Here is a 24246-nt window from a genome sequence, read left to right on the forward strand (position 1 = left end):
ACAATTCCTCGAGGTTCAGTTCAGCCAACCCTTGATCCAATCCATCACCGGCGCCGCCGGGGTGGCGTCGGGGCCGGCTCCACAGGCAGCGCCCTGGGCCGGCTCGCTGCCGCGAATATAAGGCATCTGCACCGCATCCGGGCAGCCTTCGGCCGAGCCCTCACCGGTGCGGGCGTTGATCCAGGCGTTGACCACATTACCCGGCATGGGCGTATCCAGGGGCAACGGGTCGACTTTTTTCATGAAGCTGGTCCAGATCTGCAGCGAGCCGGTGGCGCCGGTGAACGGCGTCTTGCCGTTGTCGTCGCGGCCCATCCACACCACCGCAAGGGTGTCCTGGCCAAAGCCTGCGAACCAACTGTCGCGCGAGTCGTTGGTGGTGCCGGTCTTGCCCGCCAGGTTCAACGACGGCGGCAGCACGTTGTACACCGAGCGCCCGGTGCCCTCGCGCATCACGCGCTGCATGGCGCTTTGCAGAAGGTAGATGGCACCGCTGTCGAAGCGCTGCTGCACCTGGAACGGATAGCGCTTGAGCGGCTGGCCGTCGGCGGTGAGCACGCTGCGGATGGCCCGCATGGGCGTGTTGAAGCCGCCGTTGGCGATGGTCTGGTACATGGTCGCCACCTGCAACGGCGACATGCCACCCGCCCCCAGCAGCATCGAAGGATAAGCCGGCCAGTCGATGTCCACGCCCAGCTTGTGGATGGTGTCGAACACCTTGGGCACACCCAGGTCCAGGCCCAGCCGGGCGGTGGACAGGTTCAGCGAGTGCGCCAGGCCTTGGTAAAGGAAGATGGTGCCATTGGCGTTACGCTCGTAGTTCTGCGGTGTCCACACCTGGCCATCGGCGCCCTTGACCGAAAACGGCTCGTCCTTGATCCAGGTGGTGAGGGTGTATTTGCTCGGCTGCTCGAGCGCGGTGAGGTACACCGACGGCTTGACCAGCGAGCCGATCGGCCGCACCGCATCCAGTGCACGGTTGAAACCCGCAAACCCCGGCACCCGGCTGCCGACGATGGCCTGAACCTCGCCGCTTTCAGGGTTGGTGACCACCATCGACGATTCGATCTGGTCCACGCCCTTGCGCCCTTTGAAACGCTGGAAGGTGTCGAGAATCGCGCCCTCGGCCTTCATCTGCAGAATAGGGTCGAAACTGGTGAAAATACGCAGGCCTTCCTCGGTGAGGTCTTCGTCTCGGTAGTCATCGCGCAGCTGGCGCTTGACCAGATCGACGAATGCCGGGAAGGAGCTGTCGCCCAGGCTACCCTGCTGGGTCACGCCCAGCGGCATCTTCTTGGCGGCCGCTACGGCTTCAGGCGTGGCGACACCCTGCTCCTGAAGCAGGTCGAGCACCAGGTTGCGCCGTTCAAGCGCGCGCTCGGGGTAGCGTCGCGGGTTGTAGTAGGAAGGCCCCTTGACCATGCCCACCAGCAACGCCACCTGATGCAGCTTGAGCTCGGACAACGGCTGGCCGAAGAAGAACTGGCTGGCAAGGCCAAAGCCGTGCACGGCGCGTTGGCCATCCTGGCCGACGAACACCTCGTTCAGGTATGCCTCGAGGATCTCGCGCTTGGAATAATGCATCTCCAGCAGCACGGCCATCATCGCTTCGGTGACCTTGCGGGTGATGCTGCGCTCGTTGGTGAGGTAGAAGTTCTTCACCAGCTGCTGGGTCAGGGTGCTGCCTCCCTGGCGCATGCGGCCGGAGCTGGCGTTGACCCACATCGCCCGCACGATCCCCTTGGGCGAGACGCCGAAGTGGTGATAGAAATCGCGGTCTTCTACCGCCACCAGCGTGTCGAGCAGATACGGCGGTACCTGGTCGATCTTGATCAGGATGCGGTCTTCGAGGTTCTTGGGGTAGATGCCGCCGATCATCAGTGGCTCGAGGCGCGCGACTGGAAGTTTGTCACCGCCAGCGCCGTCGACCTGGGCCACGAAGTCGCCGGAGAAACGCACCCTCACCTGGCGCGCAGGCTCCAGGCCCTCGTAGAACTGGAAACCCCGCGTGTTCAGCACAACGGTGCTGCCGTTGACCGAGGCATCGCCCGGCCCGGCAACGCTGCTGACACGGCGATAGCCCAGGGCATCGAGCTCGGTGAGAAAGTCTTTCTGCGCAAGCTTCTGGCCTGCGAACAGCTCCAGGGGCCTGGCATAGACCTTGGCCGGAATACTCCAGCGCTTGCCGGCGAATTTTTCCTGGACGATAGCGTCGAGGTAGACGGCAAAGCCGGCGAGCACTACCAGGCCCACCAGGCTGAGCTTGAGGGCCCAGCCCAGCCAGGTGCGCAGGCGGCTGGGGGCGTTTTTCTTGGACTTGCGAGAAGATCGAGTACGGGTCATGGCGGCGGATTATACGCACATTGCCAAGGCGCCGGACAGACGCTTGCAGGGCTCGGCACAGCGGCCATAATGACGCCCAACGCACTCGCATAGCCAAAGGAATTCTCGTGAGCCAGCCACTGATCACCGCGCTTCAGAACCCGGCGCTCTATCCGCACCCGGTGGAAGCCTTCCAAGTCATCGAAACCCATATCTCCTGGGTCGTCCTGACCGGCGAATACGCCTATAAAATCAAGAAACCTGTGAATTTCGGCTTCCTGGACTTCACCAGCCTGCCCCAGCGCAAACACTTCTGCGAACAGGAGCTGCACCTGAACGGCCGCCTGACCGACGACCTCTATCTGGAGGTCGTGCCGATCACCGGCAGCGCCGAAGCGCCGGTAGTGGGCGGCACGGGCGAGCCGATCGAATACGCGCTTAAAATGCGCCAGTTCCCTCAAAGCCAGCTGCTCAGCAACCTGCAGGCCAATGGTGAGCTGAGCGCTACCCATATAGATGCCATGGCCGAGCAGATCGCCAGCTTTCACCAAACCACCCCGCAGGTGCCAGCCGAGCGGGCCGAAGGTTCGCCAGACTTCGTGATGGCGCCGGTGCTGCAGAACTTCGAGCAAATCCTGCCGTTTTTGAGTGAAAAAGCCGACCTTGACCAGCTCGCCGCCCTGGAGGCATGGGCACGCGCCGAGTTCGATCGCCTGCGCCCGCTGCTGGAGCAGCGCAAGGCTGGCGGTTTCATCCGTGAATGCCATGGCGACATTCACCTGGGCAATGGAACACTCATCGACGGCAAGGTGGTGATTTTCGATTGCATCGAATTCAATGAGCCTTTCCGTTTCACCGACGTATGGGCCGACACCGGTTTTTTGGCGATGGACCTCGAAGACCGCGGCCTCAAATGCCTGGCCCGGCGCTTCATCAGCCTGTACCTGGAGCACACCGGCGACTATGCCGGCCTGCCGCTGCTGAATTTCTACAAAGCCTACCGCGCCATGGTGCGGGCCAAGATCGCGCTGTTCAGCATGCCTGCCGACGCACAGGGCCTGCAGAAGGCCACGGCACTGCGCCAGTACCGCAACTACGCGAACCTTGCAGAAAGCTACAGCGCCATTCCCTCTCGCTTCCTGGCCATCACCAGCGGTGTTTCGGCCGTGGGCAAGAGCCATGTGGCGATGCGCCTGGTCGAAGCGCTCGGCGCGATTCGCCTGCGTTCGGACGTCGAGCGCCAGCGCCTGTTCAACGAAGGCCGCTACGAAGCCCAAGCGACCGAGACGACCTACAGCCACCTCCATCATCTGGCCTCCGAAGTGCTGGCGGCAGGCTTTCCGGTGGTTATCGACGCCACCTACCTCAAGGCCGCCCAGCGCGAGGCCGCCGAGGCGGTGGCACACAGCCGGGGCGTACCCTTCCTGGTGCTCGACTGCCGCGCCCCGGATGCGGTCATCCATAGCTGGCTTGCCCAGCGCCAGGCACAAGCCAATGACCCGTCGGAAGCTACGCTTGAGGTGATCGCTGCGCAGCAGGCCGGCCGTGACGAGCCCAGCGCGCGTGAAGCCCTGCACACACAGGTCGTGAATACGCACGAAAGCGCCAGCCTTGACCGCTTGGTAGACGAGCTCCGCAAGCGCCTGCCTGGGCTGTGACCCTGGCCTGAAGTGTGACGGAGTAGACAATGTTCAATCTGGCGCAGTGTCACTATGATGGCGCCAGAAAAAAACAACGAGGCGTCATCATGAACATGAATCAGCCCAAGCAACTGGACTCGCCCCTGTTTACGCTCCTGCGCCGCGAGGACGTGACCGGTTTCAACCGCGACAAGCAACAGCATGGCCCAGTCGATTTTCGCGGAGGTGACTTCCGCGGCCTGGACCTTCGCCAGCTCGATGCAACGCAGGTGGACTTCTCCGATGCCTATTTCCGCTCTGCCGACCTGCGCGGGGTAGACTTCCGCCAATCCCAGCTGGAAGGCGCATCACTGGCCCACGCGCAGATCTCCGGCGCTTATTTTCCGGTAGAGCTCAGCGCTGATGAAATCCTGATGTCGGTCAATTTCGGCACACGCTTGCGCTACCGCACACGCTGAGCCATCAGAGTACTGGCGAACCTCTGGCCCAACGCTATAGTCAGATGGAAGTTCACACGACACCGCCGGAGGCCGGATGAACGATGAACTTCTTCACCTGAAAAACCTGGGCAAGACGTCAGCGCGCTGGCTGCACGCCGTAGGTATTCACAGTATCGCCGACTTGCGCAGAGTCGGCGCTGCCACGGCCTACGGGGCGGTAAAGCGGCGTGGCTTTCGCGCCTCCAAGGTGTTGCTCTACGCTATCGAAGGCGCGCTGCTGGACGTGCATTGGAACGATGTGCCCAGTGAGCGCAAGCTAGCCCTGAACCAACAAGTCGACGCCCTGGCGGGCCCGGGGCTCCAGTAAGCACCGCACAGCTCCCGGCGTGCGGGGCAGTGAAGGTGAACATGTATCTGATTGGCGAGCAACCGCCCTATGCGCACACGTGGGTGAACCATCTCCAGGCTCTCCCTGCCCGGCTGCTTGCGGGGCTTGAGCCCAGCGGCCCCGCCCTGGCGCTGGAGGCCGGGGCAGACCTTGCCAGCGCCCTGGCACCCACCTGCATCTACTTGGTCGAATGCGGCATGCTGCAATTGCGGCTGAACGATCGTGCCCTGTTCCATGCCCAGGAAGGCGACCTGGTGCAGTTGGATGCAGCCGACGGCGCAGTGAAACTGCACCTGCACTGTGACGCGCCGGTGCACCTGCGCCCCTACAATCGCCAAGCCTCGTTCGAGTATGTCGCCAGCAGTGGGCAGTTGAACCTGTTGGTGGAATACCTCACTGGCCAGGCGCTGCTGCTGGCCGATGCCATCACTCGCCTCAAGCAGCCTGAGTACCGTAGCAGCAATGGCTTCAAACGGGTGGCCCCGGGCGAGATGCTGATTCGCCAGGGCGACGATGCCGACCATGTGTTCATCATTACCGAAGGCCACGCCGAAGCATTCGTGGATGGGCAGAAGGTTGGCGATGTGCCCAAGGACGAAATCTTCGGTGCCATGGCGGTGTTTACCGACGAGAAACGCAGCGCCACGGTGGTCGCGAGCTCCCCGTGCACGGTCATGGTCATTCCCAAAGAGCAGTTTCTCGGCCTGACCCAGACCAACCCACGCATTGCCCACAGCCTGATTGAAAGCATGGCCAAGAAGATCGACTCGCTGAACAGGCAGCTGACTCGCCAGGAAGAGAGTGGCCGCTGATTTTTTTTAGTCGAAGGGGTTGACCTACAAATGAGAATCGTTATGATTATCACAACTGGTCGCGAGGCCAGCCGATAATCTGGCGCCGAAGGGTCTCAGCTTATCTCCTCATCAGGCTAATCACGGTTATTGACCCGGCTTTTTGCCGGGTCTTTTTTTGCCCGACAGTCAGCCCAGGTGTACCGGCAAACGCCGGTCGACACGCACATGATGCTCATCCAGATGCACGCCGTAGGCCAGCACCTCCACACCCGCCGCTGCCGCCTCGCCAAGCGCCGCGGCATAGGCGGCATCGATCTCCTGCGCCGGGCGTACCGCGTCCACGCCCGTCAAGTTCACACAATACAACTGCACCGCCCGAACACCTTGCCGGGCCAGGGCTGCCAGCTCACGCAGGTGCTTGGCGCCGCGCTGTGTGACAGCGTCGGGGAAGGCCGCCACGCGGCTGTCGGTAAAGCCCAGGGTCACGCTCTTGACTTCGACCCAGGCAGGTCCCTGCGGGAATTCTAGATAGAAGTCGATTCGGCTGCGCTCCTGCCCGTAGGCGACTTCGCGCCGGAGCAGGCTGAAGCCGGCCAGCTCCTCGATGATGCCTGCACGCAATGCTTCCTCCACCGAGGCATTGGCGCGCCCGGTATTTACGCAGGCAAGCCTGCCCTGAGGGGTTTCGCTGAGCTCCCAGGTGCCGGGCAACTTGCGCTTGGGGTCGCTGGAGCGGCTGAACCACACCGCCCCGCCCTCCTTCATGCAATTGAGCATCGAACCGGTGTTGGGGCAATGCAGCGTCAGCAGCTCGCCGCTGGGCAGTTGCACGTCTGCCAGAAAGCGCTTGTAGCGGCGCAACAGCGTGGCGCGTTCCAGGGGTGGGTCAAACTGCATCGGGCCTCCAGCTCGCCAAGCCCCGGCGAAGCCGCGCTACCGCTTCTTCCAGGCGCGGCAGGCTCTGGGTGTAGGCGAAGCGCACGTGGGTGCTGGCCCGGTAGCGTCCGAAATCCAGGCCCGGCGTGAAGGCGATGTGCTCGGTTTCGAGAAAGTGCTGGCAAAAAGCGAAGGCATCGCCGCCGAATGCGCTGATATCGGCATACAGGTAGAAGGCACCCTCCGGCTCCAGCGCAATGCCAAAGCCCAGCTCTCGTAACGCAGGCAGCAGGAAGTCCCGGCGATCGGCGAAGGCCTGCCGGCGCTGCTCGAAGATCTCGATGGCGGGCGCCGTGAAACAGGCCAGTGCTGCGTATTGGGCGATTGAGGATGCGCTGATGTAAAGGTTCTGGGCCAGCTTTTCAAGCTCTGGCACGGCTGCTTCAGGCGCGACCAACCAGCCCAGCCGCCAGCCGGTCATCCCAAAATATTTTGAAAAACTGTTGAGTACGAAAGCATCGTCGTCAACTTTCAGCACGGTGTCAGCATCTACGCCATAGGTCAGCCCATGGTAAATCTCATCCACCACCAGGTGGCCACCGTGGCGCTTGCTGGTTTCGGCCAGCCCGGCCAGCTCGCTCAGGTTAAGCAAGGTGCCGGTGGGGTTCGCCGGTGAGGCCACCAGGGTTCCGGCCGTGCGTTGGTCCCAGTGCTCGTCGAGCAGGGCCGGTGTGAGCTGATAGCGCTGCTCTGGGCCGACCGGCACCAGCTTGGCCCCCCCCTCGACCAGCCGAAGGAAATGGCGGTTGCACGGGTAACCGGGGTCGGCCAGCAACCAGTGGTGCCCTGCCTCCACTAGCAGGCTGCTGGCCAGCAGCAGCGCGCCGGACCCTCCCGGGGTTACCAGAATGCGCTGCGGGTCGACGCTGACGCCGTAGCGGCTCTGGTAGAACCCGGCGATTGCCTCGCGCAGCGCCGGCAACCCACGTGCGGCGGTGTAGCGGGTAAGGCCTGCGGCCAAGGCAGCCTGCCCGGCTTCAACCACAGGTGCAGCGGTGGTGAAGTCCGGCTCACCGATCTCCAGGTGGATCACGTCGTGGCCAGCGGCCTGCAGTTCGTTGGCGCGCCCTAGCAGCGCCATGACATGAAACGGTTCGATGGCGCGGCTTCGCGCGCTATAGACAGGTGGCATGAACAAGCCCTTGAAATGGCAAAGCGCAGATTCTAACCCCGCCACGGCATTTTCCGCGCACGCGGTGGTCCTAACAGCGCCTCGAGCAGGCTCGATAACCGGGAGTAGCGCACCGGTAATCGATCTGGTAATTTCGCCGGCTTGCAGTCGCAGGCCCGGCGGGTGCCGGAGATGGATCATTCTGCGCAACGGATCAGAAGAGCGAGAGGCGGTCATGCCCACCAACGAGAACCAGCAAAAGAGCAGTGAGCTTGTGCGCGGCTTCGAGCCCTACACCCCTAAGGCGGGTGAGGAGTACATGAGCGAGCCGATGCGCGCCCATTTCACCTTCATCCTCAATAAGTGGAAGCAGGAGCTGATGCAGGAAGTCGACCGTACCGTCGACCACATGAAGGATGAGGCTGCCAACTTCCCCGACCCGGCCGACCGCGCCACGCAGGAAGAAGAGTTCAGCCTTGAGCTGCGCGCCCGCGACCGAGAGCGCAAGCTGATCAAGAAAATCGACAAAACCCTTCAGCTGATCCTCGACGAGGAATACGGCTGGTGCGAATCCTGCGGCGTTGAAATCGGCATCCGCCGTCTTGAAGCCCGCCCTACCGCCGACCTGTGCATCGACTGCAAGACGCTGGCGGAAATCAGAGAAAAACAAGTCGGCAAATGACCGATACCGCGCCAGCTCAGCCTGGCGCGCCTGCCTTGCCCATGAATACGCCTGCCTATATTGGTCGCTTCGCCCCCACCCCTAGCGGTTACCTGCACTTCGGCTCGCTGATCGCCGCCCTGGCGTCCTACCTCGACGCACGCGCCGCCAATGGCCAGTGGCTGGTGCGCATGGAAGACCTCGACCCGCCCCGCGAGCAACCCGGCGCAGCCGACGCCATACTGCGCACGCTCGAAAGCTATGGCCTGGAATGGGACGGCCCGGTGTTGTACCAAAGCCAGCGGCATGAGGCTTACCAGGCCATCATCGACCAATGGCTGCGCCATGGCCTGGCCTATGCCTGCACCTGCTCGCGAAAAGCGCTCGAGCCCTATCAGGGTGTGTACCCAGGCCTGTGCCGCAACGCGGGCCACCCGTGGCACGACGCGGCCATCCGCATACGCGTACCGGAGCTTCGCTATGGTTTCGACGACCGGGTGCAGGGGCACTTTGAGCAGCACCTGGGCGAGCAGGCCGGCGATTTCGTGATTCTGCGCCGCGACGGCCTTTATGCCTACCAGTTGGCGGTAGTGCTCGATGATGGCCTGCAGGGGGTCACCGACATCGTGCGCGGTGCTGACCTGCTCGACTCCACCCCGCGCCAGCTCTACCTGCAGGAACTGCTGGGGCTACCGGCCCCACGCTATCTGCATCTGCCGCTGATCACCCAACCTGATGGTCACAAGCTGGGTAAACGCTATCGCTCGCCACCGCTCGAAGCGGATCAGGCGCCCGCATTGCTTACCCGAGCCCTGCGCGCCTTGGGCCAGCCCCTACCCGATGCCACCGGTCGCCTGGCGGTGAGCGAGATTCTCCCGTGGGCCATCGAGCACTGGACCCCTACCGCCATTCCAGGCCTGGCCACCCTGCCTGAGGCCAGCCTGTAAGCCCACCCAGCTTTTTCTTGAAGCTTGCCACTCGCAGCTTGTAGCTTCGAACGCCTGGCTTAGCTACCATCGCCGGCTACGATCCGCGCGGGTGTGGCGAGCCAAGAGTGAGAGGTAATCATGTACATCTACCGCTTGGTGCTACTGCTGGTGGTCGGCATCTATCTGTTTTCCCCGGCCATCATGGACTGGTGGATCGAGCCCACCGGCGCCTGGTACCGGCCGTATCTGCTGTGGCTGATCCTCATCGTGGTGGCGTTCATCCTGCAGAGCCAGCGAGATGCCGATGAGCTTTAGCCTCACCCAGATGGTCCTGGTGACCGCTGCCTACCTGCTGGTGCTGTTCGGCGTGGCCTGGGTGAGCGAGCGCGGCCTGCTGCCGCGCGCACTCACCCGCCACCCGCTCACCTACACCCTTTCACTGGGCGTCTACGCCAGTGCGTGGGCGTTCTACGGCACCGTAGGCCTGGCCTATGAATACGGCTACGGTTTCCTGGCCTGCTATCTGGGCGTTTCAGGCGCCTTCCTGCTGGCGCCGGTGCTGCTGTACCCGATCCTGCGTATCACCCGCACCTACCAGCTCTCCTCGCTGGCCGACCTCTTCGCCTTCCGCTTTCGCAGCACCTGGGCAGGCGCGCTGACCACCCTCTTCATGCTCATAGGCGTGCTGCCCTTGCTGGCCCTGCAGATCCAGGCGGTGGCTGATTCGATCGGCATCCTCAGCCGGCAATTGGTGCAGAACAAGGTAGCGATCGGCTACTGCGTGATGGTGGCACTGATCACGCTGTTCTTCGGCTCGCGCCACATCGCCTCACGTGAAAAGCACGAAGGCCTGGTATTCGCCATCGCCTTCGAGTCCCTGATCAAGCTGGTGGCCATGGCCGGTATCGGGCTTTACGCACTGTATGGGGTGTTTGGCGGCCCGCATGCGCTGGAGCAATGGCTGCTGCAGAACCAGATGGCCCTCACCGCCCTGCACACCCCTTTGCAGGAAGGCCCCTGGCGCACGCTGCTGCTGGTGTTCTTCGCCTCGGCCATCGTAATGCCGCACATGTATCACATGGCCTTCACCGAGAACCTCAACCCCCGCGCTCTGGTGAGTGCAAGCTGGGGTTTGCCGTTGTTCCTGTTGCTGATGAGCCTGGCGGTGCCGTTGGTGCTGTGGGCAGGCCTGCAACTGGGCGTGAGCACCACACCTGAATACTTCACCCTGGGCGTGGGCATCGCCTCGCAGCACCCGATGCTCGCCCTGCTGGCTTACGTGGGCGGGCTATCGGCGTCCAGTGGCCTGATCATCGTGACCACCCTGGCGCTCTCGGGCATGGCCCTGAACCACCTGGTACTTCCCCTCTACCAGCCCCCTGCCGAAGGCAGCATCTATCGCTGGCTGAAGTGGACCCGCCGTGGGCTGATCGTTGCGATCCTGGCAGCAGGCTATGGCTTCTACCTGGTCCTGGGGACCCGCCAGGACCTGGCGCACCTGGGTATCGTCGCTTTCGTCGCGACATTGCAGTTCCTGCCTGGGGTGTTGTCGGTGCTCTACTGGCCCACGGCGAATCGGCGCGGCTTCATCGCCGGCCTGCTCGGCGGCATGCTGGTGTGGATGATCACCATGCTGATGCCGCTGCTGAGCGACGTTCAGGGCTTCTATGTGCCGCTGCTGAACCTGGTCTACGTAATGGACGACACCAGTTGGCATATGGCAGCGATCGCTTCGCTGGCGGTGAACGTGCTGCTGTTCACCCTGATCTCGCTGTTCAGCAGCGCCAGCGCCGAGGAAGTCAGCGCAGCAGAGGCCTGCACCGTCGACAACGTGCGCCGCCCGCAACGCCGCGAGCTCTACGCGGCCTCCCCCCAGGAATTTGCCACCCAATTGGCCAAGCCACTGGGCGCGCGCACGGCTCAGCGGGAAGTGGAGCAGGCACTGCGCGACCTCTACCTGCCCTTCGACGAGCGGCGCCCTTATGCACTGCGCCGCTTGCGCGACCGCATCGAGGCCAACCTTTCCGGCCTGATGGGCCCAAGCGTTGCCCAGGACATCGTCGAAACCTTCCTCCCCTACAAGGCAGCCGGGGGCGAAAGTTACGTCACCGAAGACATCCACTTCATCGAAAGCCGCCTGGAAGACTACCACTCCCGCCTGACCGGCCTTGCCGCCGAGCTCGATGCCCTGCGCCGCTACCATCGCCAGACCCTTCAGGAACTGCCCATGGGGGTGTGCTCGCTGGCCACCGACCACGAGATCCTGATGTGGAACAAAGCCATGGAAGAGCTGACCGGCATCAGCTCGCTGCGCGTGGTCGGCTCGCGCCTGGCCACGCTGGACGAGCCTTGGCGCGGCCTGCTGCTTGGCTTCATCAACCTGCCCGACCAGCATCTGCACAAACAGAACCTCGCGATCGACGGCCATACCCGGTGGCTCAACCTGCACAAGGCTGCCATCGCCGAACCCTTGGCAACAGGCAGCAGTGGCCTGGTGCTGCTGGTCGAAGACCACACCGATACGCAATTGCTCGAAGACAAACTGGTGCATTCCGAACGCCTTGCCAGCATCGGCCGGCTGGCGGCCGGGGTGGCCCACGAAATCGGCAACCCGATCACCGGCATCGCCTGCCTTGCACAGAACCTTCGCGAAGAGCGCGAGGAAGACGGCGAAATCAGCGAGCTGAGCAGCCAGATCCTCGAGCAGACCAAGCGCGTATCGCGCATCGTGCAGTCATTGATGAGCTTTGCGCATGCCGGCAGCCACCAGGCCAGCGAGGAGCCGGTGAACCTTGCGCAGGTGGCTCAGGACGCGATCGGGCTGTTGGCACTGAACCGTCGAAACTTCGAGATACATTTTTTCAACCTGTGCGAGCCCGGCCATTGGGCCGAAGGCGATCCGCAGCGCCTGGCCCAGGTATTGATCAATTTGCTCTCCAATGCCCGCGACGCCTCCCCACCCGGCAGCGCAGTACGGGTGCGCAGCGAAGCGACCGAACACACCGTTGACCTGATCGTGGAGGACGAAGGCAGCGGCATTCCGAAAAACATCATGGACCGGCTTTTCGAACCCTTCTTCACGACCAAAGACCCCGGCGAAGGCACTGGCCTGGGGCTGGCTCTGGTCTATTCGATCGTGGAGGAGCATTATGGACAAATCACCATCGACAGCCCGGCTGACGTAGAACGGCAGCTCGGCACCCGCATCCGGGTGACCCTGCCACGGCACAACGAAGCCACGTCTACTGGCAAACGAGACCGTCGAGAGAATTGACTCAATGCCTCACATTCTTATCGTCGAAGACGAAACCATCATTCGCTCTGCCTTGCGCCGCCTGCTCGAGCGCAATCAGTACCAGGTCAGTGAAGCCGGCTCGGTGCAGGAAGCCCAGGAACGTTTCGCCTTAAGCGGTTTCGACCTGATCATCAGTGACCTGCGCCTGCCCGGCGCGCCGGGCACCGAACTGATTCGCCTGGGCGAAGGCCGCCCGGTGCTGATCATGACCAGCTACGCCAGCCTGCGCTCGGCGGTCGACTCAATGAAGATGGGTGCGGTGGACTATATCGCCAAGCCCTTCGACCACGACGAAATGCTTCAGGCAGTGGCGCGTATCCTGCGTGACCGGGCCGCTGTGCCCGCCCCCGCCGCCAGCAGCGATGCACGCCCCGCTGCCCGTGGAGACAAGCCGGCAGCCGAACCTGCCAATGGCGAGATCGGCATCATCGGCTCTTGCCCACCGATGCAAGACCTCTACGGCAAGATCCGCAAGGTCGCGCCTACCGACTCGAATGTGCTGGTGCAAGGTGAGTCTGGCACGGGCAAGGAGCTGGTCGCCCGGGCACTGCACAATCTTTCACGGCGCGCCAAGGCCACGATGATTTCGGTCAACTGTGCGGCGATCCCCGAAAGCTTGATCGAGTCCGAGCTGTTCGGCCATGAAAAAGGCGCCTTCACAGGTGCCAGTGCTGGCCGTGCGGGGCTGGTGGAGGCTGCCGACGGTGGCACGCTCTTTCTGGACGAGATCGGCGAGCTGCCGCTTGAAGCCCAGGCACGCCTGCTACGCGTGTTGCAGGAAGGTGAAATTCGGCGGGTCGGCTCGGTGCAATCGCAGAAGGTCGACGTGCGCCTGGTAGCCGCCACGCACCGTGACCTGAAAACCCTGGCCAAAACCGGCCAGTTCCGCGAAGACCTCTATTACCGTCTCAACGTTATCGCGCTGAAGCTCCCCGCCCTGCGCGAGCGCGGCAGCGATGTGATCGAGATCGCCAACGTGTTCCTGGCCCGGCAAAGCGCGCGGCTCAGGCGCACAGGCCTGCGCTTCAGCGCCAACGCCGAGCGCGCGATCCGCCACTACAGCTGGCCGGGTAACGTACGCGAGCTGGAGAACGCCGTGGAGCGTTCGGTGATCCTCAGTGAAGGCGATGAAATCTCCTCGGACCTGCTTGGGATCGATCTGGAGCCCGGAGACCTGCCAGAGATCGACGCGTTCGTCGGCATGCCCGCCCAGACCACAGTGGCTAACACTGCCAACGCCCATGACCCAAGCGAGGACTTGTCGCTGGAAGACTACTTCCAGCATTTCGTGCTTGAGCACCAAGACCACATGACCGAAACCGAACTGGCCCGCAAATTGGGCGTGAGCCGCAAGTGCCTGTGGGAGCGTCGGCAACGCTTGGGCATTCCTCGCCGCAAATCCAGCCTGGCTAACGAAGGCTGAACCGCTTCAGCTAGCAAGCCGCTCTAGCATGGGCCTTTGGTAGCACCGACCAAGGTGTTACCAGCGGCTCGAAAGCCGTAACACTTGGCGAGGCAATCAGTAACAAAAAAGCCGTGTAGCCTTTGTTCAAAAAAGCTACAGATTCCATCAAGCCATTGTTTTTAAAGGGTTTTGAAAAGTTGGCACGGCGCCTGCTTTATCTACGTTACAAGAACAATAACAAGCGAAACACCCATAACAAGAACAACACGAATCGGCTCACGCATAACAAGAACAAGACGGCATGAGGCGCAGCTAACTGATTCTTTTGAAGAGGTATTGTTTTCGGGCTTTGCCCTCGCAACCGGCGAAAAGAACAACACTGCGATCAAGCAGCTCGGCACTGGTTGGACCTTCGGTCATCTCAATACGGCGTTCAAAGCAATCCGTTTGCTCTTGGCCCCCTTCTGGGGGGCGATCCCACGAAGCCATTGGCATCACGGGTAGGGCGTTCAACAAAAACAAGAAGCCCGCTAGAAAAACAACAACGAGCAGATCAGACTTCCGGGGGAGCTTAGGCTCCCCTAGTGGTTTCCGGGGTTCCGAAACCGCTCCATTCCCTTCCGGGCCATCTTCGACGGCGCCTTACACCATCCTGTTACTAAATGCTAGAATCCCCGCCCATCATGCGGTCGTCGCTCTGCGCGTGGCCGGCCATTCCCTGACACAGTGCATCCCATGCTGAAAAAGCTGTTCCAGTCGATTCGCCCTTCCGGGCGCCCCTCGCACGCGCTTCGCACTACGCCGCAAGTGCTTGGCAGCCAGCAGCACTCGCTGCAGCGCCAACAATTCAGCCGCCATGCGGTCGGCATCGTCGAGCGCCTGCAACAGGCCGGCTACCAGGCCTACCTGGTAGGCGGCTGCGTGCGCGACCTGCTGCTCGGCATCACTCCCAAGGATTTCGACGTCGCCACCAGCGCGACGCCAGAACAGGTCCGAGCTGAATTTCGCAATGCGCGTATCATTGGCCGGCGCTTCAAGCTGGTTCACGTGCACTTCGGCCGCGAAATCATCGAGGTGGCGACCTTCCGCGCCAACCACCCTGAAGATGAAGCCGAAGACAGCCGCCACTCTTCGCGCAACGAAAGCGGGCGAATCCTGCGTGACAACGTCTACGGCACTCTTGAAGAAGACGCCCAACGTCGCGACTTCACCATCAATGCCCTGTATTACGACCCTGTAGCCGAGCGCATTCTCGACTACGCAGGCGGCGTGCACGATGTGCGCAACAAGTTGATTCGCCTGATCGGCGACCCGACCCAGCGCTACCAGGAAGACGCTGTGCGCATGCTGCGTGCCGTGCGCTTCGCAGCAAAGCTCGACTTCGGTATCGAGCGGCGCACGGTCGAGCCGATTCGCGGCCTGGCCGCCAGCCTGCGGGATATCCCCGCGGCGCGCCTGTTCGAAGAAACGCTGAAGCTGTTCCTTTCAGGCCACGGCGCGACGGTCTATGAAATGCTGGTCGACCTGCACCTGTTCGACGCCCTGTTCCCCGCCAGTGCCTATGCGCTGGAGCATGAGCCTGAATACACCCATACACTGATCCGCAACGCTTTGGTCAACACTGACCTGCGCGTAGCCCAAGGCAAGCCGGTTACCCCGGCCTTCCTGTTCGCGGCGCTGCTGTGGCCAGCCCTGCCAATGCGCGCGGCCTACCTGCAGGGCCAGGGCTTGCCGCCCATTCCGGCGATGCAGGAAGCGGCACACGGGTTGATCAGCGAACAATGCCAGCGCATTGCTATCCCCAAGCGCTTCACCTTGCCGATCAAGGAAATCTGGGACATGCAGGAGCGCCTTCCGCGGCGCACCGGCAAGCGCGCCGATGTGCTGCTCGAAAACCCGCGTTTCCGGGCGGGCTACGACTTCCTGTTGCTGCGCGAATCTGCCGGCGAGCAGACCAACGGCCTGGGCCAATGGTGGACCGAGTATCAGGAACTGCCCGACCGTGACCGCCGCGCGATGATCAGCGAACTGGCGGGTGGCGATGAAGACAGCGGCGCCGCCCCGCGCAAGCGCCGGCGCAACAGCAAGCGCAAGAGCGACGCGGAGTGATCCGCACTTATATCGGCCTGGGCAGTAACCTGGCCGATCCAGCGGCGCAGCTCGCCAATGCGGTGAAGGCACTGCAGCAACTGCCCAGCAGCCAGTGGGTTGGGCTTTCCTCGCTGTATACCAGCGACTCCATCCTGCCAGGCCAGCCTCGCTATACCAATGCGGTCGCCGCACTCGATACCCATCTGGCGCCGCTGGCCCTGCTCGATGCCTTGCAGGCGATCGAAAACGCCCAGGGCCGCCTGCGCGCCGAGCGCTGGGGCCCGCGCACGCTCGACCTGGATGTTCTCCTGTACGGCGACAAGGTGATCGATGAGCCACGCCTGCGCGTGCCGCACCCCGAGATGCAGGCCCGCGCCTTCGTTCTCTATCCACTTGCGGAACTGGTACCTGAAGCCTACGCGCTCAGCGATGGCCGAACGTTGCGCGAGCTTCTTCAGGCCTGCCCGTTCATCGGCCTTGAGCGCCTAGGCCCGCCGCAGTAACACCTCGGTAACATACCGGTAACAGCGTGATTGACTTCCTGCCATGGCGTCGGGACTATAGGCCGCCCTGCCCGGACGGCCGGGTGGACGGGTTGAACCAGCGGTGGCGCAAAACCTTGCGGAAGATGAGGTCAGCCCTGCCAGTGCCGCAACGACGCCTGCGGCCGACCGAGGAAACTTTTCATGCCAGCAATCACACTCACCACCCTGCACAAGCTCAAGGCGCAGGGTGAAAAAATAACAATGCTGACCTGCTATGACGCCACCTTCGCCCATGCTGCGAGCCAGGCGGGCGTCGAGATACTGCTGGTGGGCGACTCCCTCGGCATGGTCCTGCAGGGTCACGACAGCACCCTGCCGGTGACCACCGCCGAAATGGCCTACCACACTGCCTGCGTCAAACGCGGTAACCAAGGGGCGCTGATTCTGGCGGATCTACCGTTCATGGCGTGCGCCACAGCCGAACAGGCCTTTACCCACTGCACAACGCTGATGCAGGCCGGCGCGCATATGGTCAAGCTCGAAGGCGCCAGCTGGCTGGCCAGCACCGTCACGCAGTTGGCTGACCGCGGCATTCCCAGTTGCGTGCACCTGGGGCTCACGCCGCAGTCGGTGAACGTGTTCGGCGGCTATAAGGTACAGGGCCGCGAACAGGCCCAGGCTGAGAAGCTACTCGCCGACGCGCTGGCCCTCGAACAGGCCGGCGCCGCCATGCTGCTGCTTGAATGCGTGCCAACCACGCTGGCGGCCGAGGTCACTCGCGCAGCCAAGGTGCCGGTGATCGGCATCGGGGCAGGCGTAGAGACCGACGGCCAGGTGCTGGTGCTGCACGACATGCTCGGGCTGTCGCTGAGCGGGCGTACCGCTCGTTTCGTGCGTAACTTCATGCACGGCCAGCCCGACATCGCCAGCGCACTGCGCGCCTACGTCAGTGCCGTCAAGGACCAGTCCTTCCCTGCCAGCGAACACGGATTCAACGCATGATCACCCTCGACAACGTTCAGGCGCTGCGTGCAGCAGTCGCACAGGCCCGCGCGCGCGGGCAGCGCATCGCCTTCGTCCCGACCATGGGCAACCTGCACGACGGCCATATCGCACTGGTTACCCGGGCGCAGGAAGATGCGGCCTTCGTGGTGGCGAGCATTTTCGTCAACCCCATGCAGTTCGGTGCCAACGAAGACCTCGACAAATACCCGCGCACCCTCGCTGCCGACCAGCAGCGCCTGGAGGCTGCCGGTTGTGACCTGCTGTTCGCCCCGACAGTGGCTGAAATGTACCCCGGTGGCATGGCCGTGCAGACCCGCGTCAGCGTGCCGGAGCTTGGCCAAGAGCTGTGCGGGGCCAGCCGGCCCGGGCACTTCGATGGGGTTACTACAGTTGTCAGCAAGCTGTTCAACATGGTGCAGCCTGACGTCGCCGTGTTTGGCCAGAAGGATTACCAGCAGCTGGCGGTCATTCGCGCGATGGTGCGCGACTTGAACATGCCCGTTCGAATCGTTGGCGCCCCGACCGTGCGTGCCGAGGACGGCCTGGCGCTGTCTTCGCGCAACGGCTTTCTCGATGCCGCCCAACGGGCGGTGGCGCCAGTGCTCTACCGGGTAATCAGCGAAATGGCTCAGGCCCTGCGCGCGGGCGACAAGGGTTTCCAGGCCCTGATGACACGCTACAGGCAACAGATCGTGGCCAGCGGGCTGCGCCTGGATTACCTGGAAATCCGCCATGGCCAGAGCCTGCGCCCCGCCCGCGCCGAAGACCGTGACCTGGTCATCCTGGTGGCCGCTTGGAACGGCACCACGCGGCTGATCGACAATCTGCACCTGGAGCTGGCGGCCGATTGATCGTGCGCCCGGATGACCGGCGGGTCATCTGGGCGTATGCTCTAGGGCATGTGGCCAAGGGCCGCGTTGGGAAATCGTACCGGCCATGCGGTCAGATCCGTGCAGACAACTGCCGGCTGTCGCCGTAGGGTGCACATTCCACGCAACCGGCCTGCCGCCCGAATGTCCATAGAGGCAGCACACGCAATAAGGAATCCCGCCGCGATGCCGTACTACCGTACCCCCCACGACGTGACCACCCTGCCCGCCTGGCAGGCGCTGAGCGATCACCGCGCTGCCATGAAAGGCTTCAGCATGCGCGAAGCCTTCGCCGCCGAGCCCGATCGCTTCAAGCGCTTCTCACTCAGCGCTTGCGGGCTGTTCCTCGACTACTCGAAAAACCTGATCACCCAGCAGACCCTCGACCAACTGGTGCAACTGGCCAATGAGGTGAATCTGCAAGAGGCGATCACCGCCATGTTCAGCGGCGAGATCCTCAACGCTTCGGAGAACCGCCCTGCCCTGCATACCGCCCTGCGCCGGCCGGTAGGCGACAAGCTCAAGGTCAACGGCACTAACGTCATGCCGGAAGTCCACAAGGTGCTGAACCAGATGACCGAGCTGGTCACGCGGGTTCACGACGGCCTGTGGCGCGGCTACACCGAAAAGCCCATCACCGATGTCGTGAACATCGGTATCGGCGGCTCGTTCCTGGGCCCCGAGCTGGTGTCCGAGGCGCTGCTGCCCTACGCGCAGAAAGGCGTGCGCTGCCATTACCTGGCCAATATCGACGGCAGTGAGTTCCACGAACTCGCTGCGCGCCTGCATGCCGAGACTACGCTGTTCATCGTTTCGTCGAAGTCTTTCGGCACCCTCGAAACCCTGAAGAATGCCCAGGCAGCCCGCGCCTGGTACTTGGCCCAAGGCGGCTCGGAGGCTGAGCTGCATCGGCACTTCATCGCTGTGTCGAGCAACAACGCGGCCGCGGTGGCCTTCGGGATCCGCGAAGAGAATATCTTCCCGATGTGGGACTGGGTAGGCGGCCGCTACTCGCTGTGGTCGGCCATCGGCTTGCCGATCGCCATGAGCATCGGCACCGCCAACTTCAAGGAGCTGCTCTCTGGTGCCTATACCATGGACCAGCACTTCCAGACGGCGCCCTTCGAAAGCAACATGCCGGTGTTGTTGGCTCTGCTGGGGGTCTGGTACGGCAACTTCTGGGATGCGCAGAGCCACGCGATCCTGCCGTACGACCATTACCTGCGCAACATCACCAAGCACCTGCAGCAGTTGGACATGGAGTCCAATGGCAAGAGCGTGCGCCAGGATGGCAGCCCGGTTACCACCGATACTGGCCCGGTGATCTGGGGTGGCGTGGGCTGTAACGGCCAGCATGCCTACCACCAACTGCTGCACCAAGGCACCCAACTGATCCCGGCCGACTTCATCGTACCGGTGGTGAGCTTCAACCCCGTATCGGACCACCATCAGTGGCTGTTCGCCAACTGCCTGTCGCAGAGCCAGGCTCTGATGCTGGGCAAAACGCGTGAAGAGGCCGAGGCCGAGCTGCGTGAAAAGGGCATGACGGACGAGGCCATCCAGGCGCTGGCCCCGCACAAGGTGATCCCTGGCAATCGCCCGAGCAATACCCTTGTGGTAGAGCGCATCAGCCCCCGCCGCCTGGGCGCTTTGGTGGCGATGTACGAACACAAAGTGTTTGTGCAGAGCGTGATCTGGGGCATCAATGCTTTCGACCAATGGGGTGTCGAGCTGGGCAAGGAATTGGGCAAAGGGGTGTATCAGCGCCTGATCGGCGGCATCGAAGAGCCGGCTGAAGATGCATCCACACAAGGCCTGATCGACTTCTTCCGCAGCCGCCACCGCGGCTGATCTGGCAGGGCCTTGCGGGCGATCGCAGGGCCACCTCTGACGATGGAAGCACTGCGCCGGCGCCTAGAAAGCCAGGTCATGGCCCTGACGGGGCTCTCGCTTGGCCAACTGGATCTGGACAACCCACCGGGTGACCCTGGCTTGTTCGGGCCAGGGGCCGCGCCTTGGCAAGTCCATCGCGACTTTCCCAGCATGATGATCGGCGGTATCTCAGCCCTGATGCTGCAGATGCTTCACCCCTTGGCGCTCGCCGGGGTGTGGGACCACTCCAACTTTCGCCAGGACATGCTGGGTAGGCTGCGCCGCACCAGCCAGTTCATCGCCGGCACTACGTTCGGCTCTACCCACGACGCCAACTGGCTGATCGACAAAGTGGTTGGCATTCATCGCGGCGTTACCGGTACCGCACCGGATGGGCGCCCCTATGCAGCCAGCGACCCGGCGCTGCTGACCTGGGTTCATGTAGCGGAGGTGAGCCAGTTTCTCGCGGCGCACCTGCGCTACGTCAACCCCGAGATGCCCGCCACCGAACAGGACCGCTACTATGACGAGATTGCCCTGATCGCCACCCGGCTGGGGGCCACGCAGGTTCCACGGTCGCGAGCGCAGGTTACCGAGTACCTAGAGCAACAGCGTGCAGAACTGGTGTGCGACAGCCGCTGTCGCGAGGTGGTGCGCTTGCTGTTGAACGCCCCATCACCCAGCCACCTGGTCAAGCCGGCTGGCCAAGTGATGATAAGGGCTGGGGTCGACTTGCTACCCAGCTGGGCGCGAGCCCAACTGGGGCTCAGCCCACAACCCGCCGCGCACTATGCGGCCCGGGCGCTGGCGCCTGTCCTGCGCTGGGCGGTGCGCAATGGTTCCTACACGCGAGCCTGTCGACGGCTGGGCTTGGGCGACGCCTGACCGGCTGAGGCAATGCCGCGCTTCCCGCGCATTGAACCGCCACCTCGTGCGATACTCCAAGGCACTTTTGATCGACGAAGCGGAACGTTCATGCCCAAGGGATTGAAACGCGCAGGCCTAGTGGCGCTGATCGCCGTGGCCCTCTATAGCCTGGTAGGTTTTTTGGTGCTTCCGGGTATTGCACTGCGCATCGCCAATCAGCAATTGGCCCAATATGCCCGCGAGCCGGCGCGGCTGGAGCGCCTGGAGTTCAACCCCTTCAGCCTGGAGCTGACGCTTTGGGGCCTGCGCATCGGCGCGCCCGGCAAAGAGCAGGTCGCCTTCGAGCGCCTGTACGCGAACCTGCAGCTCGATAGCCTCTGGACCGGCGCGCTGCACCTTGCCGATGTCGCCCTGGACCAGCCACGCACCGAACTGCGCTTCAAAAAAGACGGCTCGCTGAACCTGGCCAACCTCTTCGACCTGCCGCCAAGCCCCAGCAAGGCCGAAACGCCGCCGGGCAAGCCATTTCCGCTGCGTATCGATCGGATCGCCCTCGACAAGGGCTATCTGCATTTCAAGGATGAGCGGCCCAGCGAGCCGATCGAGTTCCTCTACGATGCGATGACGCTCGAGCTCAAGAACCTCAGCACGTTACCTGAGGACAACACCGACATGACCCTGGTCGCCAGCGGCCCCACAGGCGGGCGCATCGATTGGAAGGGCCAGTTCAGTTTGGCACCCATTACATCCAAGGGTACCTTCAAGGTCAGCGACGGCCGATTGAAAGTATGGTGGCCCTATGTGCGCGACGCGGTGCCGCTGGTGCTCAAGGACGGCCGTTTCGACTTCAGCGCCAACTACACCCTCGACCTTTCCCATACGACCGATTTCACGCTGGAAGGCGCGGCATTGAGCCTTGCCCCCCTGAACCTGGACAGCGTCGATGGGCGCCCCCTGGTGCGCCTGGCCAAGTTGAGCGTTTCCCAAGCCTCCCTGAACCTCGCCAAGCAGCAGGTCATCCTCGGCAACCTGCGCAGCGAAGGGTTCGAAACCTGGGCAGCCCGGGAGAAAGATGGCGAGCTCGATTGGCAGAAACTGTTAGCACCCAAGGCCAAGGCGCCCACCGCTGCCGAGAAACAGGCACCGGCCAGCGCTACCCCAGCGCCAGCACAGGCTAAACGCAGCGAAACCGCGCCTGCCAAACCGTGGCAGGTCGTGCTTCAGCATGCGCAACTTGCCAGCAACACGTTGCACCTGGCTGATCGAGTGCCGGAGAACCCCGTTGCCCTCGACCTTACCCCGCTCAACCTTGAGCTGAACAACTTCGACACCCTCGGCGGCAAACCTTTCGAGCTGAAACTCGACACAGGCGTAGGCCGCCAGGGCAAGCTGCGCGCCAGCGGGCAGGTCAACCTCAAGCCGGTCAGCGCCAACCTGAAAGTCGCTACCCAAGACATCGACCTGCGGCTGGCACAAGCCTACATCAGCCCCTTTGTGCGCCTGGAGCTGCGCAGTGGCCTGCTCGACAGCGACCTGGCAGTGAACCTCAAAAGCACCGAGCCACTGGCCTTTGGCGTGACCGGTAATGCGCAGGTCAACCAGTTGCACACCCTCGATACGATCAAGTCGCGCGACCTGGTGCGGTGGCAGAAACTGGATGTGCAAGGGCTGGATTATCAGCAGGGGGGCGGCCTGGCCATTGCCCAGCTCAAGGTAGACAAGCCCTACGCACGCTTCATGATCAACGAAGATCAAAGCACCAACATCGATGACCTGATCATCGCGCAGCCCCATGAGAAGAACGCAGCCCAGGCGAAGGCCAAAGCTGCCAAGGAGCCGCCGATGCCGATCCGCATCGGCGGCATTACGCTTCATGATGGCTCGGCCAACTTTGCCGATTTCAGCCTCACCCCCAACTTCGCTACAGCCATTCAGCAGTTGGAGGGCCAGATCGGGGCGCTGGACAACACCCAGCCCAAGGCCGCGAAGGTGGACATCAAGGGCCGGGTGGACCGCTATGCACCGGTGACCATCGCCGGCAGCCTCATTCCCTTCGACCCGCTCAATAGCCTCGACATCGCCACCAGCTTCAAACGTGTCGAGCTGACCACCCTCACGCCCTACTCCGGCAAGTTCGCTGGGTATCGCATCCGCAAGGGCCGCCTTACCCTGGACCTGCACTACAAGATCCGCCAGGGGCAGCTGGAGGCGGAGAACAACGTGTTGGTCGAGCAATTGCAACTGGGTGACAAAGTCGACAGCCCCGATGCCACCAACCTCCCGATCAAACTCGCTGTCGCCCTGCTCAAAGATAACCAAGGCAGAATCTCCATTGCCTTGCCGATCAAGGGCGACCTCAACAACCCCCAGTTCTCGGTGATGCCAATCGTGTGGCAGACCCTGCGTAACCTAGTGGTGCGCGCTGCCGCGGCGCCCTTCAAGCTGCTCGGCGGGCTGGTGCATGGTGCAGGCCAGGAAGACCTGAGCAATGTCGATTTCGCCCCGGGCAGCGCAGAGCTCGATAGCACGGCCCAAGCCGGCTTGCTCAAGCTGGCCGACGCGCTCCGGCAGCGCCCGGAGCTGCGCCTGGAAGTCGAAGGCACCAGCGCAAAGAGCAGCGACGGCAGCCTGCTGGCGCGGCAACGGCTTGAGCGGGAGTACCAGAGCACCTGGTACAAGATTCTTCAGCGCCGGGGTGACAAGGTGCCTGCGCAGGCCTCAATGCTCGAAGTACCGGCAAGTGAAAAAGCGGCCTTGCTCGAAGGCATCTATCGCGCCCGGCTCAAGCAGCAACCCCCCGCAGAATGGGCCCAGCTCAGCGACGAGGGCAGAGAGCAGAAACTGCGCGATGCCGTGATCGCTTCATGGAGTGACAGCACAGCGCTGCTGCGCCAGCTGGGGCAGCAGCGCGCCAGCGCCGTCAAAGGCTTCCTGGTGGAACAGGGCAAGTTGCCAGACGAGCGCGTATTCCTCATCGACGCCAGCTTGGTCGAGGCCGGCCAGGGCGGGAAAGTGGCCACCAATCTGCACTTGGATGCCGACTAAGGCGTTCTACGGGCACAGCCGAGTCAGCGCCCTCTTGATACCCTGCCGCGGCGCCTCGTTCATCGAGGGGCGCCGCAGCGGGAATTATGGT

19 protein-coding genes are annotated in these 24246 nt (G+C 63.1%); 16 read left to right on the forward strand and 3 right to left on the reverse strand.

Features of this window, described 5'->3' with window-relative positions; genetic code table 11:
• Nucleotides 1-15 precede the first annotated feature (15 nt).
• Complete coding sequence (mrcB, locus tag F474_RS16680; RefSeq protein WP_097085746.1) at nt 16-2343, reverse strand: penicillin-binding protein 1B; 2328 nt, start codon at nt 2341-2343, stop codon at nt 16-18.
• A gap of 107 nt (nt 2344-2450) precedes the next feature.
• Between mrcB and F474_RS16685 the strand changes: the two genes are divergently transcribed.
• The 4 genes from F474_RS16685 to F474_RS16700 all read left to right on the forward strand — a co-directional run bounded on the left by F474_RS16685 (nt 2451) and on the right by F474_RS16700 (nt 5602).
• Entirely contained in the window at nt 2451-3980 is a 1530-nt protein-coding gene (locus tag F474_RS16685; RefSeq protein WP_097085745.1) for a bifunctional aminoglycoside phosphotransferase/ATP-binding protein, read from the forward strand.
• 95 nt (nt 3981-4075) lie between these two features.
• Entirely contained in the window at nt 4076-4420 is a 345-nt protein-coding gene (locus F474_RS16690; RefSeq protein WP_097086159.1) for a pentapeptide repeat-containing protein, read from the forward strand.
• Nucleotides 4421-4496: 76 nt separating this feature from the next.
• Nucleotides 4497-4769: a TfoX/Sxy family protein gene (locus F474_RS16695; protein ID WP_097085744.1), complete on the forward strand. Its 273-nt coding sequence runs from the start codon at nt 4497-4499 to the stop codon at nt 4767-4769.
• 41 nt (nt 4770-4810) lie between these two features.
• Nucleotides 4811-5602 carry a Crp/Fnr family transcriptional regulator gene (locus F474_RS16700; RefSeq protein WP_097085743.1) on the forward strand — a complete coding sequence of 264 codons (792 nt, stop codon included), beginning with the start codon at nt 4811-4813 and terminating at the stop codon, nt 5600-5602.
• A 168-nt stretch (nt 5603-5770) separates the two neighbouring features.
• Here the strand turns inward: F474_RS16700 and sfsA are convergent, their stop codons facing one another.
• Both sfsA and F474_RS16710 read right to left on the reverse strand, forming a co-directional pair.
• Complete coding sequence (gene sfsA / locus F474_RS16705; RefSeq protein WP_097085742.1) at nt 5771-6481, reverse strand: DNA/RNA nuclease SfsA; 711 nt, start codon at nt 6479-6481, stop codon at nt 5771-5773.
• The gene (locus F474_RS16710; protein ID WP_097086156.1) at nt 6471-7652 is read right to left on the reverse strand and encodes a pyridoxal phosphate-dependent aminotransferase; all 1182 of its coding nucleotides are present in this window, start codon (nt 7650-7652) and stop codon (nt 6471-6473) included. Before F474_RS16710 ends, sfsA begins: the two co-directional genes overlap by 11 nt.
• 214 nt (nt 7653-7866) lie before the next feature.
• Here F474_RS16710 and dksA point away from each other — a divergent pair, with 214 nt between their 5' ends.
• From dksA to F474_RS16770, 12 genes are all read left to right on the forward strand, one after another.
• The gene (gene dksA / locus F474_RS16715) at nt 7867-8313 is read left to right on the forward strand and encodes an RNA polymerase-binding protein DksA (RefSeq protein ID WP_097085741.1); all 447 of its coding nucleotides are present in this window, start codon (nt 7867-7869) and stop codon (nt 8311-8313) included.
• A gap of 41 nt (nt 8314-8354) precedes the next feature.
• A complete protein-coding gene (gene gluQRS, locus F474_RS16720) occupies nt 8355-9239 on the forward strand; it encodes a tRNA glutamyl-Q(34) synthetase GluQRS (RefSeq protein WP_097086154.1) in 885 nt (294 codons plus the stop codon).
• 120 nt (nt 9240-9359) lie between these two features.
• The gene (locus F474_RS16725; RefSeq protein ID WP_097085740.1) at nt 9360-9536 is read left to right on the forward strand and encodes a hypothetical protein; all 177 of its coding nucleotides are present in this window, start codon (nt 9360-9362) and stop codon (nt 9534-9536) included.
• A complete protein-coding gene (locus F474_RS16730; protein ID WP_165830331.1) occupies nt 9520-12495 on the forward strand; it encodes a sensor histidine kinase in 2976 nt (991 codons plus the stop codon). Before F474_RS16725 ends, F474_RS16730 begins: the two co-directional genes overlap by 17 nt.
• A gap of 4 nt (nt 12496-12499) precedes the next feature.
• Nucleotides 12500-13939 carry a sigma-54 dependent transcriptional regulator gene (locus tag F474_RS16735; protein ID WP_097085738.1) on the forward strand — a complete coding sequence of 480 codons (1440 nt, stop codon included), beginning with the start codon at nt 12500-12502 and terminating at the stop codon, nt 13937-13939.
• A gap of 717 nt (nt 13940-14656) precedes the next feature.
• Nucleotides 14657-16030, forward strand: coding sequence for a polynucleotide adenylyltransferase PcnB (locus F474_RS16740; RefSeq protein ID WP_097085737.1), 1374 nt, complete (start codon nt 14657-14659; stop codon nt 16028-16030).
• On the forward strand, nt 16027-16515 hold the full coding sequence (gene folK / locus F474_RS16745; RefSeq protein ID WP_097085736.1) for a 2-amino-4-hydroxy-6-hydroxymethyldihydropteridine diphosphokinase: 489 nt from the start codon (nt 16027-16029) through the stop codon (nt 16513-16515). Before F474_RS16740 ends, folK begins: the two co-directional genes overlap by 4 nt.
• Nucleotides 16516-16698: 183 nt before the next feature.
• A complete protein-coding gene (gene panB / locus F474_RS16750) occupies nt 16699-17499 on the forward strand; it encodes a 3-methyl-2-oxobutanoate hydroxymethyltransferase (RefSeq protein ID WP_097085735.1) in 801 nt (266 codons plus the stop codon).
• Entirely contained in the window at nt 17496-18353 is an 858-nt protein-coding gene (gene panC, locus F474_RS16755; RefSeq protein WP_097085734.1) for a pantoate--beta-alanine ligase, read from the forward strand. The genes panB and panC overlap by 4 nt, the downstream gene beginning before the upstream one ends.
• 204 nt (nt 18354-18557) lie before the next feature.
• Nucleotides 18558-20222, forward strand: a complete 1665-nt coding sequence (pgi, locus tag F474_RS16760; protein ID WP_097085733.1) for a glucose-6-phosphate isomerase — start codon at nt 18558-18560, stop codon at nt 20220-20222.
• A 42-nt stretch (nt 20223-20264) separates the two neighbouring features.
• A complete protein-coding gene (locus F474_RS16765; RefSeq protein ID WP_097085732.1) occupies nt 20265-21128 on the forward strand; it encodes an oxygenase MpaB family protein in 864 nt (287 codons plus the stop codon).
• Between the two features lie 90 nt (nt 21129-21218).
• On the forward strand, nt 21219-24155 hold the full coding sequence (locus F474_RS16770) for a DUF748 domain-containing protein (protein WP_097085731.1): 2937 nt from the start codon (nt 21219-21221) through the stop codon (nt 24153-24155).
• The last annotated feature ends 91 nt before the right edge of the window (nt 24156-24246 follow it).

This window comes from Pseudomonas sp. URIL14HWK12:I12 (assembly GCF_003097135.1).
Taxonomy (GTDB): Bacteria; Pseudomonadota; Gammaproteobacteria; order Pseudomonadales; family Pseudomonadaceae; genus Aquipseudomonas.